General features: G+C 60.4%; 13 protein-coding genes. 7 read left to right on the top strand and 6 right to left on the bottom strand.

Going from position 1 to position 13,758, the window contains the following annotated elements:
• The first annotated feature begins 53 nt into the window (after positions 1–53).
• The gene (locus HMPREF2787_RS00285; protein WP_070858085.1) at positions 54–1,151 is read left to right on the top strand and encodes a YihY/virulence factor BrkB family protein; all 1,098 of its coding nucleotides are present in this window, start codon (positions 54–56) and stop codon (positions 1,149–1,151) included.
• Here HMPREF2787_RS00285 and HMPREF2787_RS00280 read toward each other — a convergent pair.
• Complete coding sequence (locus HMPREF2787_RS00280) at positions 1,146–2,363, bottom strand: NupC/NupG family nucleoside CNT transporter (protein WP_048732023.1); 1,218 nt, start codon at positions 2,361–2,363, stop codon at positions 1,146–1,148. The two genes, HMPREF2787_RS00285 and HMPREF2787_RS00280, sit on opposite strands and share 6 nt — an antisense overlap.
• 45 nt (positions 2,364–2,408) lie before the next feature.
• On the bottom strand, positions 2,409–2,828 hold the full coding sequence (locus HMPREF2787_RS00275; protein WP_049189792.1) for a cytidine deaminase: 420 nt from the start codon (positions 2,826–2,828) through the stop codon (positions 2,409–2,411).
• Positions 2,829–2,997: 169 nt separating this feature from the next.
• Between HMPREF2787_RS00275 and HMPREF2787_RS00270 the strand changes: the two genes are divergently transcribed.
• The 4 genes from HMPREF2787_RS00270 (at position 2,998) to HMPREF2787_RS00255 (ending at position 7,932) form a co-directional block, all read left to right on the top strand.
• Entirely contained in the window at positions 2,998–4,284 is a 1,287-nt protein-coding gene (locus tag HMPREF2787_RS00270; protein WP_016421814.1) for a thymidine phosphorylase, read from the top strand.
• A 104-nt stretch (positions 4,285–4,388) separates the two neighbouring features.
• Entirely contained in the window at positions 4,389–5,039 is a 651-nt protein-coding gene (gene deoC, locus HMPREF2787_RS00265) for a deoxyribose-phosphate aldolase (RefSeq protein WP_070858084.1), read from the top strand.
• A 10-nt stretch (positions 5,040–5,049) separates the two neighbouring features.
• A complete protein-coding gene (locus HMPREF2787_RS00260; protein WP_070858083.1) occupies positions 5,050–6,813 on the top strand; it encodes a phospho-sugar mutase in 1,764 nt (587 codons plus the stop codon).
• Between the two features lie 429 nt (positions 6,814–7,242).
• Positions 7,243–7,932, top strand: a complete 690-nt coding sequence (locus HMPREF2787_RS00255) for a hypothetical protein (protein ID WP_246824108.1) — start codon at positions 7,243–7,245, stop codon at positions 7,930–7,932.
• A gap of 44 nt (positions 7,933–7,976) precedes the next feature.
• Here HMPREF2787_RS00255 and HMPREF2787_RS00250 read toward each other — a convergent pair whose 3' ends face one another.
• Genes HMPREF2787_RS00250 through HMPREF2787_RS00235 form a run of 4 tightly spaced genes read right to left on the bottom strand, consistent with a single transcriptional unit; the run spans position 7,977 to position 11,644 of the window.
• Positions 7,977–8,663 carry a biliverdin-producing heme oxygenase gene (locus HMPREF2787_RS00250; protein ID WP_070642739.1) on the bottom strand — a complete coding sequence of 229 codons (687 nt, stop codon included), beginning with the start codon at positions 8,661–8,663 and terminating at the stop codon, positions 7,977–7,979.
• Positions 8,656–9,480: a heme ABC transporter ATP-binding protein gene (locus HMPREF2787_RS00245; RefSeq protein WP_083325582.1), complete on the bottom strand. Its 825-nt coding sequence runs from the start codon at positions 9,478–9,480 to the stop codon at positions 8,656–8,658. Before HMPREF2787_RS00245 ends, HMPREF2787_RS00250 begins: the two co-directional genes overlap by 8 nt.
• A complete protein-coding gene (locus HMPREF2787_RS00240) occupies positions 9,480–10,559 on the bottom strand; it encodes a FecCD family ABC transporter permease (protein ID WP_049172506.1) in 1,080 nt (359 codons plus the stop codon). Before HMPREF2787_RS00240 ends, HMPREF2787_RS00245 begins: the two co-directional genes overlap by 1 nt.
• Before the next feature lie 11 nt (positions 10,560–10,570).
• The gene (locus HMPREF2787_RS00235; protein ID WP_070858081.1) at positions 10,571–11,644 is read right to left on the bottom strand and encodes a heme/hemin ABC transporter substrate-binding protein; all 1,074 of its coding nucleotides are present in this window, start codon (positions 11,642–11,644) and stop codon (positions 10,571–10,573) included.
• A 202-nt stretch (positions 11,645–11,846) separates the two neighbouring features.
• Between HMPREF2787_RS00235 and HMPREF2787_RS00230 the strand changes: the two genes are divergently transcribed.
• Both HMPREF2787_RS00230 and HMPREF2787_RS00225 read left to right on the top strand, forming a co-directional pair.
• Positions 11,847–12,395, top strand: coding sequence for a neocarzinostatin apoprotein domain-containing protein (locus HMPREF2787_RS00230; protein WP_070858080.1), 549 nt, complete (start codon positions 11,847–11,849; stop codon positions 12,393–12,395).
• Positions 12,396–12,439: 44 nt separating this feature from the next.
• Positions 12,440–13,624 (top strand): isocitrate/isopropylmalate family dehydrogenase, encoded by a 1,185-nt coding sequence (locus HMPREF2787_RS00225; RefSeq protein WP_049189799.1) that lies wholly within the window; start codon positions 12,440–12,442, stop codon positions 13,622–13,624.
• The last annotated feature ends 134 nt before the right edge of the window (positions 13,625–13,758 follow it).

The raw sequence follows: 13,758 nt of genomic DNA, 5'->3' as shown, positions 1-13,758 counted from the left end.
ATGTCCGCATATATGTTGCAGCCGCTGTCCGGTCGGAGAGGACGATTCTTTAGGTGTCACCAGCACAGCAAATCAAGCACACACTCCAGGCCTACGAGTCGGCGGACGCATCATTTGCCCAGTCCGCGAAGAAGTTGCCACCCGTGGGGTGGAAAGGAGCGCTCTACGCCCTCAAGCGTGCGGGTATCGAATTTTTCTTGGAGCTCGGTTTCGACGCTGCCGCGAAGTTGACCTACTACACGGTGTTGACCTTCGCGCCCGCACTGCTTGCGATTTATTCGATTGCCACGCTGATGCTGGCCGGCTATACAGAAGACCTCAACCGACTGACCGAAGATTTCATCCGCAGCTACATTCCGGCTGAGTATGCCGAACCGATCCGCAATGTCATTTCAACGATTATCGGCTCCGCCACGGGCGGTCTTGTCGCACTGACTATCGGTATTGTCTTTGCACTGATTTCGTCCTCGGCCTACACGCGCGCTTTTTCGCGCACGGCGAACTCCATCTACGGTGTTTCCGAAGGTCGCACGCTGATTCGCTACCACCTGCTCATGGTCGCCATTACGCTGCTGCTGTTAATCGGCACTGTGGTACTGCTCATTGCGATTATTGTCAATGACCAGCTAGTTATCACCATTGTCGAACCGGTTGCCCGCCCATTGGGTATTGAATCGACCACGCGCCAAATTATTGACTTCTGCATCTCCGTCTGGAGTTGGGTGCGCTGGCCGGTGATTATCGTCATGTCGATGATTCTGATTGGCTCGCTGTACTACTTCACGCCGAACGTGCGCATGCGCAAATTCCGCTGGCTCAGCACAGGTTCGGCACTGGCAATTATTAGCTCGCTGATCATCGGCAAGGCGCTCCAGCTGTACTTATTCAACTTTGCGGCTTCGAATCCCTATGGCGCCATGGGTGCGGTTATCGCGCTGATGACCGCACTCTGGAGCATTAATGTGGTCGTGGTCTTCGGCTTCAAGCTGGATGCCGAGGTTGAGAGGATGCGCCAACTGCGCGCTGGCCTGCCCTCAGAGCGATACATCCAGCTTCCGCCTCGAGCTACCGCTGCCGCCGAGGGCGAGCAGAAAATCCATCAGAATCTAGAAAAGCAGGCGGCCGAATTCCGAACTGAGGAAGAGCTATAGCGCAATCACACCCACAATTGCAGCGTTGAGCAGGTTGGTGCACAGGCCCGCAATCAGCGCCAGCGGACCGTTCTTGGCAATCTCACCGCGACGCTCCGGCGATAGCGCACCGAAGGAACCGATCTGAATTGCAATGGAAGACAGGTTGGCGAAGCCAGCCAGGGCGAAGGTCGCCAGCATGATGGACTTCGGATCCAGCGAGTCGACGTGCTCCGAGAACGAGGTGTAGCCGACGAACTCGTTCAGAATCGTCTTCTCACCAATGAAGCTACCGACCAGCCCTGCGTTCTCCCACGGCACACCAATCAACCAGGCAATCGGCGCGAAGATCAGGCCGAACAGCCCCTCCAGTGACCAGTTTTCCTGACCGAACCAGCCGCCGATGCCGCCAATCATGGCCGACAGCATCGCAATCACAGCGATGAACGCAATCAACAGACATGCCACAACCACAGCGATACGACCGCCGGCCAACGCACCCGATCCTAGCGCGTCAATGACGTTCTTCGACTCAGTGTCGCGGACATCCTTCACCGACGCATCCAGATCGGATTCCTCCGTCTCCGGCCAGAAAGTCTTCGCAATCAGCAGCGAGCCCGGCGCGTTCATTACCGATGCCGCCAGCAGGTACTCCAATGGCGCACCGAGCAGGGAGTAACCAATCAACGTCGATCCGGCCACCGAAGCAAAACCGCCCGACATACATGCGAACAGCTCCGACTTGGTCAGTTTCGGAATATACGGCTTAACGACGAGCGGAGCCTCCGACTGCCCGAGGAAAATCACCGTGGAAGCGAAGACGGACTCTACCTTCGAGGTTCCCATAATGAACTTCAGTGCGGACCCGACATACTCAACGAAGTACTGCACTACCCGCAGGTAGTAGAGGGCACCGAGGACTGCGCCCAGGAAGATGATCACTGGCAGCACGTTGAGCACGAAGACGAAGTTTTTCCCCGTGCCGTCGAAAAGATTACCGAAGACAAATGAGGTGCCCTCATTTGTAAAGTCGATCATCTTCTCAATGGCACCGGCGACGCTCTTCAACGCCTGGAAGCCGGGTTCCCACTTCAGCACTACCAGCGCGAACACCGCTTGCAGCAGCAGGCCAACGCCGAGCGTGCGCCAGTTAATGGCTTTCCTGTTCTTTGAGATAGCAATGGCAAATCCGATGACGAGGATGATGCCCAGTAAGCCTTGCAGTCTATCCATGACTAAGGTCTTCTTTCTTGATAAAAGAGGCTGTGGTGATGATGCCTACAGGTCCTCGGGACCAAAGGCGTAAGGGAGAATTTTTTCGAAGTCGATGCTGGCCGGAGCGCCTAAACCACCATTTTCCGGGCGCTCGGATTCCACAATGACACGCTTGCACCCAAATTCGTGCAGGACCTGCCGACAGGCACCACAGGGGTGGCACGGTGCCGCCTTTCGCCCGACAATGGCACAGGCCGCAATCTTATGGTTGCCGCCGTGCTCCGCGACCATGCGGAACACGGCTGTGCGCTCTGCGCAGTTGGTCAACCCATAGGACGCATTTTCCACGTTGCAGCCTGTGACCACCGTGCCGTCGTCAAGCAGAAGTGCGGCACCGACCGGAAAACCTGAATAGGGGACGTACGAGTTTTCCGTGGCTGCGTAGGCCTTAGCCAGTAGTTCTTCGTCTGAGATGTGGGACATTGTGCTCTCCCTCCCCGAGCCTGTGCGAGGTGTTTATGCAAACATACTTATGTGGGTACAAATGGAAAGTTAACTATTGACATTTGTTCTAGTGCTGATGATAATCGGAATCAGCAGAGTTCACAAGACCAATATCGCTAAGCACAATCGCCTATAAAAGGAGCGAACAATGGCTGAAAAGTTCGATGTAGTTGACGTCATCAAGGTAAAGCGTGATGGCGGTGAACTCAGTCCGGAAGAGATTTCCTGGGTCATTGACGCCTACACTCGCGGCGTCGTGGGCGATGAACAGATGGCGGCGCTGAACATGGCCATCTTTATCCGCGGCATGAACCGTCGCGAAATTGTGGATTGGACTCAGGCGATGATTGACTCGGGCGAGACCATGAGCTTCGCATCGCTGAGCAAGCCCACCACGGACAAGCACTCCACCGGTGGTGTCGGCGACAAGATCACACTGCCGCTGGGCCCACTGGTGTCCTCCTACGGCGTGGCCGTCCCGCAGCTGTCCGGCCGCGGCCTCGGCCACACCGGCGGCACCCTGGACAAGCTGGAATCCATTCCGGGCTGGCAGGCTGATGTTCCGAATGACCGCTTGATGCAGATCCTGGAGGATTCCGGCGCGGTCGTCGCAGCAGCCGGTGCGGGCCTGGCACCTGCGGATAAAAAGATTTACGCGCTGCGTGACATCACCTCGACGGTGGACTGCATTCCGCTGATTGCCTCGTCGATCATGTCCAAGAAGATTGCGGAGGGCACCTCCAGCTTGGTGCTGGATGTCAAGGTCGGCTCGGGCGCCTTCATGAAGGATCTGAATCAGGCCCGCGAACTGGCCCGCACCATGGTTGACCTGGGCAACGATGCGGGCGTGAACACCCGCGCGCTACTGACGGACATGTCCACTCCGCTGGGCCTGACCATCGGCAACGCCCTCGAGGTCCGCGAATCGGTGGAGGTTCTCGCCGGCGGCGGCCCCGCAGACGTCGTGGAGCTGACCTGTGAACTGGCCCGAAACATGCTGGAGCTGGCCGGCGTGCACGATGCCGACGTGGAGCAGGCTCTGAAGGACGGCCGCGCAATGGATTCGTGGAAGAAGATGATCCGCGCTCAGGGCGGCGATCCGGATGCCGCGTTGCCGGTGGCACCTCACACGCACGATGTGGTTGCGCAGGCCGACGGTTACCTGACCAAGCTGGATGCACTCGCTCTCGGCGTTGGTTCCTGGCGCTTGGGCGCGGGACGTGCGCGTAAGGATGATCCGGTGCAGGCCACTGCCGGTATTGAGATTTTCGCCAAGCCGGGAGACAAGGTGGTCAAGGGTCAGAAGCTGCTCACGCTGCACACTGAAACTCCGGATAAGTTCGAGCGCGCTCTCGAGTCCATCGAGCCGGGCATTGAAATCGGCGACACCGCGCCGACAGCCGAGCGCGAGATTATCCTCGATCGCGTGTCCTAGAAAATTACTGACAGACTCGCGCCGGCGCCACTTCCCGCCTCGAGCCCGCCACCTCCCTACTTTTAAGCTCTCTCCCAAATTTCCGAAAGGACTTGATTTCTCCCATGACTTCCCGCGCTGATGTTGCCAAGATGATTGACCACACCCTGCTCAAGCCAGAAGCCACCTCTGACCAGGTCAAGGCTCTTATCGCTGAGGCCGGCAAGCTCGGCACCTACTCCATCTGCATCTCCCCCTCGCAGCTCCCAGTCGAGGTGCCTGAGGGCCTGCACATCGCCACTGTCGTCGGCTTCCCCTCCGGCGCGGTAAAGGCCGAGATCAAGGCCGCTGAAGCCGCTCGCGCTGTGGCCGATGGCGCTGAAGAAGTCGACATGGTCATCAACATCGCCTTCGCCAAGGAGCACCGCTTCGACGACCTCGAGGCCGAAATCAAGGCTGTTCGCGATGCCATTCCGGGCAAGATCCTGAAGGTCATCATCGAGTCGGCCGCCCTGACCGATGAGGAAATCATCGCAGCTTGCAAGGCCTCCGAGTCCGCAGGCGCAGACTTCGTCAAGACCTCCACAGGCTTCCACCCGGCCGGCGGCGCTTCCGCTCACGCCGTGAAGCTCATGCGCGAAACCGTGGGCGACCGCCTGGGCGTCAAGGCCTCTGGCGGTATCCGCGATGCCGCTGCCGCTGAGGAAATGATCGCCGCTGGCGCCTCCCGCCTGGGCCTTTCCTCCTCCGCCGCCGTCCTCAATGGTCTGAAGTAGGCGAACCCCGATGCTCTCCGAACAGCTACAAGCCACCATCACCGATTGGATCGCCCACGATCCGGACGAGGCCACCGCCGCCGAGCTCTCTTCGCTTTACGACGAAGCCAAGGCCGCCAACCCCGATGCGATTGCCGAGCTGGAAAGCCGTTTCGCCGGGCCACTCGAATTCGGCACTGCAGGTCTTCGCGGTGTCGTTGCAGCTGGTCAGTCCCGCATGAACCGTGCCACGGTCATCCGTGCCACCGCTGGCCTGGTTGCGCATCTGAAGAACATTGTGGGCGACGACTTCACCGTGGTCATTGGTTGCGATGCCCGCCACGGCTCCGCTGATTTTCACCGAGATGCCGCCGCGGTTGTCGCCGCAGCCGGCGGCAAGGCCCTGGCTCTGCCGCAGCAGCTGCCCACACCGGTGACCGCCTTTGCCGTACGCCACCTCAATGCCGATGCCGGCATTATGGTCACAGCCAGCCACAATCCGCCGAAGGACAATGGCTACAAGGTTTACCTCGGTGGCCGCGCGGTGGAGTCTGATTCCCGCCGAGGCGTCCAGATTATCGCGCCCCATGACAAGCAGATTGCGGAAGCCATCGCCGCTGCTCCACCAGCTGATGAGGTCCCGCGTGACTTCGATGCCGTCGAGCAGGTTGGTCCTGAACTACTGGACGCCTATGTGAAACGGGCGGCTGCGCTCGCAACGACGTCGTCAAGCGAAGAGAAGCAGGCAGCGAAGATTGTCCTCACCCCGATGCATGGCGTCGGCGGCGAGACCATCGTGCGCACACTGAACGCGGCAGGTTTCTCGAATGTCAGCGTGGTCGAGAAGCAGTTCGCGCCGGATCCGGAGTTCCCGACGGTATCGTTCCCGAACCCGGAGGAAGCCGGTGCGCTGGATCTTGCGTTTGAGCTGGCACGTGCTGAAGACGCGGATGTCATCATCGCGGCTGATCCGGATGCGGACCGCTGCTCGGTAGCTATTCCGGACAGCGGCGTCGATGGCGGCTGGCGACAGCTCTCCGGCGACGACATCGGTGCGTTTCTGGGTGAAGTCATCGCTGCGGATGCGGAGGCCCGTGGGATTGCGACCGTGACCAATGATGAGGGCGCAGAGTTCCCGGCCACAATGGCTAACTCGATTGTGTCCTCACGCCTGCTGGGCAAGATTGCCGCAGGTCACGGACTGAATTATCGCGCTACACTGACCGGCTTTAAGTGGATTGCTGGTGTGGACGGGCTCGTCTTCGGCTACGAGGAGGCCATTGGCTACTGCACTGACCCGGCAGTCGTGCGAGACAAAGACGGCGTATCCGCGGCGGTGCGTGTCGCTGACGCGGTGGCGCGGCTGAAGGGCCAGGGTCTTGGCATCCAGGACCTTCTGGATGATGTCGCCCGTGCCCATGGTCTCTACAAGACCGCACCGTTGACCTTCCGTGTCGAGGACCGCTCGCTGATCACCAAGGGCATGGACACTCTGCGCGCCAACCCGCCTGCACAACTGGCCGGAGCGAAGGTCACGCAGGTCACAGACATGAACGATGGCCTTGACATGGTCGACGCCAAGGGCGAGAGCTATCACATCCCGCCTACCGACGGCATTCTCATCCTCACCGAGGCCAACGACCGCGTCATTGCCCGGCCTTCCGGCACGGAACCGAAGCTGAAGTGCTACCTGGAAGTCGTGCTGCCGGTCGCTTCGGCCGCGATTCCGCACGTGGCCGCGGCCGAGCGGCTCGACCAGATTAAGGCCGAACTCAAGGAAATCCTGGGGATGTAGCCACTAAGCAGCTAACCAATAGGCAGCTACCAGCTACACCTCGCAACAAACTGGGGTGCGCATGAACAAAACGGCCGAAAAATGGCCGTGGGGTTTCACGCGCACCCCAGTTTCGCATGTGCAGCCCGGAGTCTTGGGCCGGCTCACAAGTTACTGACTAGGTTTATGACAAAAACAAGCAGAAATTAGTGCCGAAACTGACATAAACTTAGGCAGTTTCTCGATGGTCACAACCTCATTTGAAGCTCACCACCTCATTTCGGGTCTAGCTAAACCCGTCCTTGCCGCATTTTGCGGACAACATGCGTCTCCTAACATGCTTTACAGTTTTCCCAGTAATACAATAAAAGCCGTTAACCGTGTCCCCAGGGGATGGAACACCATTCGCTACGCGGGTTGGGCTCATCACAGGGGGAACACTTCCTCCTCGTGATTGGTACGTCCAGCATGTCGCATAACGAGTTCCCCAGCTCAGACCCCAACTACAATTCGAATCCTTCCACCGGTTCTTTCGGCCCCGTGTACCCGAACCAGGCACCTCAACCCCAACCACAGCCGCAGCCCCAATTCGCTGCGCAGCCGGCACCAACTTTCGCTTACACAGCCCCGGCGTATCCGCAGCAAAGATCAGGTACTTCCGGCGCAATGATTGCGCTCATTTCAGTGCTGGTCGTGGTCCTGCTGGGCCTGGTTGGCGCGGTACTTTATGTCACCCTGAGTAAAGATGACTCGGTAACTGCGGCCGACACACAGACGGCTGCCACTACACAGGCCGCTGCCGATGCTTCGAGCCAGCCCAACCCACCGGTCACACAGACTGAGACCGTGGTTGTTCAAGATTCGAGTGGCTCATCCGGTAATTCGGGCTCGTCTCGCTCATCGGGCCTGGCTGGCGGCAACCTCTCCAGCGCATGGAAGGGCACGTCCTCAACGAGCGATCCGTTCGTTCGAAATGTACACAGCGCCTACGTCCGCTATCGCAATTCCACTGGTGCGGAATCCGGCACCATCACGGCCTACAGCCCAACGACTGGCCTGACCTACAACATGTGGTGCCGTCCTGCTGGCAGCAACATCAAGTGCACGGGCGGCCGTAACGCAGTGGTGTACATCGGCTAACGCATACCGCCCACCGCCACGGTCACAGCACTCCAGTCCGCGACCTACGCCACTGCGTCGTCTAGGCCGCCAGCTAGGTCGTGGAAAATGGCCCGGTTGAGACGAAATGCCTTTTTCGCCTCGTCAACCACGGCATCTTTGTCGGCATCCGAAATGCCCAGCTCAGACAGACTCTGTCGGTAGCCGTCGCGGTAGGGCTTAATTTTTCCGATCGCGGAGAAGTCATAGAATCGGGTTCCCTCCGCACCGATGCCGTAGTGCTTGGCCAGCATGGACGCAATCACCTGGCCACCAGAAAGATCGCCCAGGTAGCGAACGTAATGGTGTGCCAATGCGGCGTTGGCGTTGCCGTTGCTTTCGATTTCACGAAGCTCGGCCACGTAGTTCTTTGTCGCCTCCACTGGCGAGATCTTTTCCCGCCAGTCAGGCCCCACCAAATGTTCAAGGTCGGCCGCCAGAGCCTCCAGGCGCTCCAGCTGCGCATCGTAGACCGCGCTGACCTGCGGCGACTCCGCAGTGGACCGCACGGCCTGCTCCAACGCTTCGTACACAAAGTACAGCTGACCAGTTAGATCGATGGCCGCCTGCGCATTCAGTTCACCCGCAAGCAGCCTCGACATGAAGTCGGAGTTCTCCGCTTCACTGTGGACACCCGCAGTCTCCACTTTGAGTCGTTCTGCCAGGGGCTGAGCAGCCTGCTTGTCACCTTCTTTAATCGTGTTTTCAACCATGGTTTTCTTCTTTCTCTGTGAGGTTCGGAGACTGGGGTGAGAGATTGTGGCTCGCGCGCTGAGGCACCAGCACGGGGTTGCCCGCGGAGTCCTGAAGCACTTCCACACCGATGCCGTAGACTTCGCTGACGGTCTGTGCATCCAGGGTTTCCGCAGGCGGTCCTTGCTTTACGACGCGCCCCTGCGCCACCACCACAACGTGATCGGCATACGCCGCTGCGGCGGACAAATCGTGCAGGACCACGACCACGGCTTTGCCCGCCGCCGCGCGGGCGCGCATCATTCCCATGATTTTTTCGGCGTGGTGGAGGTCCAGGGCTGCAGTCGGTTCGTCGAGAAGCACGACGGGAGTGTCCTGGTAGAACACGCGTGCGCTGTGGACGCGGGCGCGCTCGCCGCCGGAGAGGGTCGGGACTTCCCGGTCAAGGAGGTGCGCGACGTCGCATTCAGTGATCACTTCCGCGAGCAGCTCCTCGTTCGGGCAGCCCCAGGGGTTGCGTCCGAAGTCGATGACTTCACGGCTGGTGAATGGCACGGACAGTTCTTGGCTCTGTACCAGGACGGCGCGGTAGCGGGCCAGGTCGGCGATGGAGAGCTCGGCAATGGAGTGCTCGCCAATCCGGACGTTGCCGCCGCTGAGCTCATGGTCGCCAGAAAGCGCTGCGAGCAGTGTCGACTTTCCAGCACCATTCGGGCCGACCAGCGCGGTGACTTTTCCGGGCTCGGCGACCACGGAAATATCGTTGAGGATGCGGTGACCACCCAGGGTGATGCTGACATTTTCGGCAGAAATACCCAGGCCAGAGTGAATTTCCATTAGTGCACCGCCCTCTTCGAACGCAGGAGCAGCCAGAAGAACAGTGGGCCACCGACAATCGAGGTGAGCATTCCCAGCGGCAGGTCCGCACCGGTGATCATGGTGCGGGCCGCGAGGTCGGCCAGCGTTGTGGCCAGCGCGCCGCCGAGGATGCATGCGGGAATCAGCGTGCGATGCGCTGGTCCCAGCAGCAGTCGTGCAGCGTGCGGCACGACCAGGCCGATGAAGACGATGATGCCGGAAAATGCCACTCCAGCCGCCACGACCAGGGACGTGCCAAAAATGATGGCGCGACGCAGCGTGACGACGTTAATACCCAGGTGGCGGGCTTGCGCTTCACCAAGACTCAGAATGTCCAGCTTGCGGTAGCTGACCCACATGGCAATCACGGCCGGAACTGTCACCAACGTAATAATGACAACCTGCGTCCAGGTGGCACTGGCAAACGAGCCCATCTGCCAGAACACAATGCGGTCGCGGGCAGCCGTGGAGGCTACGAATGTCAGGAGCGAAACCAGACCACCACAGATGGAGTTCACAGCCACACCGACCAGAATGATTCGAGCGATATCGCGGCCACCGTGCGCATTGGCGGCCACAATAGCCGTGGCTACCGCGCCACCAATAAAAGCTGAGACCGCAATGGCCCAGCTGCTGGCGAAGACACTCAACACTCCGCCGAGCACTCCGGAAAGCCCGGCGGCGGTGCCCAAAACTGTGGCGGTGGCAGCGCCGACCGCGGCGCCGGAGGAAACGCCGATGAGGCCGGGTTCGGCAAGCGGGTTGCCGAACACCGCTTGCAGCGCCACACCTGCGAGGGCGAGCCCCGCGCCAACGAGGCAGGCCAGCGCGATGCGCGGCAGTCGCACTTGCCACAGCACGGTGTCGATGGGCTCTGGCGCGTCACCGAGACCGCCATTGAACACTAGCCTCACCATTGAGCTCAGTGATTCGCCGATGGTAGCGCCGAACTGCCCCACGGAGGCCGACCAACCTATTGCCAGCACCAGCGCTAGGGCGAGTCCAATGAAAACGGCCACCTGTCTGAACGGACTAGTTTTGTTCGCGGTTGTCTGCATTGCTCAGCCAGTCACTTTCCCGCAGTCTTGTCAGCGCCATCACCAGCACCGCCACCGTAGAGAGCATCCGCAATGGCGCGAATCGCACGCGGCGACTGCGAGTCAAAGGACAGCAGCTGCGAATCGGGCACGTCCACAACGGACTCATTCTGGCCCGCCGGGGTCTGTGCGATGCCCGGGATTTCCTTCAAGCCTTCAATCCCGCCGACGGACTCCAGGCCACCAGACATAACCAGGATGGTGTCTGGAGCCGCAGCAATCAGGGACTCCGGAGTAATCGGCGTGAACGCACCCTCAATACCCACGCCCTCACCGGCATCAACACCGCCGAGACGAGTGATCAGAGAACGCCCACCAGAATCCGGTCCCGCAATCATGGCCACACCGGTTCCGCGCACATACAGAATCATCATCTTGCGGCCATCGGCCTTGGCCTGCGCGTACTCGGTCGCAGCCGCCAGCTCCTTGTCCAGGTGCTCCTTCACCGGGCCAACTTGGTCAGCCAGGCCGACTGCGCCCGCAACCTCGTCGATAAGCGTGTTGATGGTCTCGGGAGTGCGCTCGTCCGACACATGGACGACGGTGATCCCCGCTTTTTCAAACGTGTCGAACACGCGGCTGGGGCCAATCGAGCCATCGGTAATGATGAGCTCCGGCTTCAGCTTCATCACCGACTCAGCATTGACCGCATGCCCGCCGATGGTGAGGTTCGGCAAATCCTTTACCGCCGGGAAATCGGAGGTGGCGTCGCGCCCCACCAGACGGTCTCCGAGACCAAGCGTGTAGACCGCACGACTGAGTGCTCCCGCCCGGTCAAGCGTGAGAATACGCTGGTAGTCCTTGTCCGCCGCCGGTTTCGGGTCTTTCAGCAGCACTTCGGGGTTTTCCGAAGGCAGGTTCGCATGCGCGGCACCGTGAGCGGAAATGTTGTCGGCGCGCGGAACCGTCGTCACGCCAGCGCTTGACGACGATGCCCCCTCCCTCGCGGCATCATCGGAACCACAGGCGACTAGTCCTGCGACTAGGACAACACTCAGCAGTGTTCCGGCAAGACTGCGAACGCGACAGGCAGGCACGGTGAACATATTCCCCCTCTGTGAGCTGACGCTGCACGGAGATAGACGACAAAAAGAATGACTAAATAACGACTAACACTAGTAACAAAGAGCTTAAAAAGGACTTTGCTCTACTCACCCAAAGAATCTTAGGCTATCTTTTAGTTCTAGGTTAGCCTACCCTTAAACAAAGATAGTAATTTCTACAATTTTCGGAAGGACGTTACCGCCCATGACTACTCGCACACTCCAGCGTCGCGCAGCTCTCCTAGCTATCCCGGCCGTCGCCGCACTTCCACTTCTCGCCGCCTGTGGCACAGATGACGCGTCCGATGCCGCGCAGGATGCTACCAACGCCTCGGAAACCACCAGCTCGGCTGCAGATCAAGAAACCGACGCCAGCGCCGGCGAAGTAACCATGGAGGCCGAGCCGGTCAACGACCTCTCCGAGGGCGATGTCATCTCCGTCGACCTGTCTGGTCTCGACCCCGACTACGGCTACTACGCCGCACTCTGCGCCGCCGAGAAGGCTCCAGGCAACCCCGTCCCGGACTGCACCGGTGACCGCAGTGCCGGCACCCAGTCGCAGCAGTGGATTACCAAGAAGTCCGGCGGCACCACCACCATCGCCGACGACAACACCGCACACTTCGAGCTCAGCGTTGTGCCCACCGGCGAGGCCGTGGACTGCACCCAGCAGGACTGCGTGCTGAAGCTCTTCGGTGACCACAGCGAGGGCTTCGAGGACATCACCGAGATCCCGGTTACTTTCGCAAAGTAGCCAAACCGCACACGCGCAGGCGTCGCAGTCCTAGGCTAAGAGCCATGGAAACCGACCAGCCTGCGACTGCTTTAGAAGCGGCACCGCGCCGCATCACACTCCTGCCCGGCGACGGCATCGGCCCTGAAATCACCGATGCCTGCCGAGGACTCATCGCCGATGTCTTCCCGCACTGGGAGCTGACAGAGGCACAAATTGGCTGGTCCCAGTGGTGCGCGCACGGCAATCCCGTCCCGCAGGAAACTTGGGAAACACTCGGACGCAGCGACGCCGCTCTGCTCGCGGCGATTACCTCCAAGCCCGCTCGCGAGGCTGAGGAAGAACTAGCACCGCATCTGCGCGATACCGGCCTGACCTACCGCTCCCCTGTTCTCCAGCTGCGCCAGCGCCTCGATCTCTTCACCAACATCCGCCCGGTCACCCTGCCCGGCGCGACTGCCGACTTCACCATCGTTCGCGAAAACACCGAGGGCCTCTACAGCCACGACTATCTCCTTCCGCCTCACGACGCCCCGGCCGACTCCCCGCACCACCACCTGTGGGCAGAGGTGGCAGAGGACTCGACGGTGGCCCGCGCCGTCGATAAGCGTGGCGACGTTGCGGTTTCTTTGCGCGTGACGACGTCCTTTGCGTGGCACCGCCTTGCGCGACAGGCGGCCAAGTTGGCTCTCGCGCGGCAGGCGGCAAACCTCGATTCGGAGGCCACGCCGACGGTGACGGTGGCGGACAAACCGAATATCCTGCGGGACTCTGCGCGTGTGATTCGCGGGGCAGTTGAGCAGGTGGCTGAGGAGTATTCGCAGGTCACATTCGATTTTGCCAATGCGGATGCCGTGGCAATGCAGCTAGTGACCGACCCAGCGCGCTTTGATGTCATCATCGCGGAGAACCTCATCGGTGACATCCTCAGTGACATCGGCGCAGGCCTGATTGGCGGGCTGGGGCTGGCGGCATCGGCGAATGTGGGCGACAACTTCGCGGTGTTCGAGCCGGTGCACGGTTCGGCACCTGACATTGCGGGGCATGGCATTGCCAACCCGGCTGCGTTTTTGCTCTCTACGGCTATGTGCGCGGAGCACCTTGGGGCACCGACCTCAGAACTTGCGCCCGCTGCCAAGCTGCGCGAGGCCGTCTACGCCGCGACGCGCACTGCACCGACGCCAGACCTCGGCGGCACTGCGACTACCAGCGAGTTTGTGGCTGCGGTGCGAGCGGAGCTGGGGTTGTAGGCATTGACTCGATTACGAAGCGCAATTAAAGTGGTTGCTATCAATCCCAGCCGTTGACCCTCCGCCGATAAGGAGAGCGCCGATGACTGGGATTACCTATTCAGGGTTAAGTAAAGAAAAGTGTGTCTTTTCCG

Origin of the sequence: Corynebacterium sp. HMSC061H03, from assembly GCF_001838215.1 — a bacterium.
GTDB classification, from domain to species: domain Bacteria; phylum Actinomycetota; class Actinomycetes; order Mycobacteriales; family Mycobacteriaceae; genus Corynebacterium; species Corynebacterium jeikeium_D.
Note: the sequence above shows the minus strand (reverse complement) of the source record. Positions and strands in the feature narration are given on the sequence as shown.

Bases quoted from the DNA above. Each gene is read 5' to 3' on its own strand.
- HMPREF2787_RS00250 (WP_070642739.1), bottom strand. From the start codon at position 8,663: ATGGTTGAAAACACGATTAAAGAAGGTGACAAGCAGGCTGCTCAGCCC.
- HMPREF2787_RS00230 (WP_070858080.1), top strand. From the start codon at position 11,847: ATGACTACTCGCACACTCCAGCGTCGCGCAGCTCTCCTAGCTATCCCG.
- HMPREF2787_RS00280 (WP_048732023.1), bottom strand. From the start codon at position 2,363: ATGGATAGACTGCAAGGCTTACTGGGCATCATCCTCGTCATCGGATTT.
- HMPREF2787_RS00260 (WP_070858083.1), top strand. From the start codon at position 5,050: ATGCTCTCCGAACAGCTACAAGCCACCATCACCGATTGGATCGCCCAC.
- HMPREF2787_RS00240 (WP_049172506.1), bottom strand. From the start codon at position 10,559: ATGCAGACAACCGCGAACAAAACTAGTCCGTTCAGACAGGTGGCCGTT.
- HMPREF2787_RS00225 (WP_049189799.1), top strand. From the start codon at position 12,440: ATGGAAACCGACCAGCCTGCGACTGCTTTAGAAGCGGCACCGCGCCGC.
- HMPREF2787_RS00275 (WP_049189792.1), bottom strand. From the start codon at position 2,828: ATGTCCCACATCTCAGACGAAGAACTACTGGCTAAGGCCTACGCAGCC.
- HMPREF2787_RS00270 (WP_016421814.1), top strand. From the start codon at position 2,998: ATGGCTGAAAAGTTCGATGTAGTTGACGTCATCAAGGTAAAGCGTGAT.
- deoC (WP_070858084.1), top strand. From the start codon at position 4,389: ATGACTTCCCGCGCTGATGTTGCCAAGATGATTGACCACACCCTGCTC.
- HMPREF2787_RS00245 (WP_083325582.1), bottom strand. From the start codon at position 9,480: ATGGAAATTCACTCTGGCCTGGGTATTTCTGCCGAAAATGTCAGCATC.
- HMPREF2787_RS00235 (WP_070858081.1), bottom strand. From the start codon at position 11,644: ATGTTCACCGTGCCTGCCTGTCGCGTTCGCAGTCTTGCCGGAACACTG.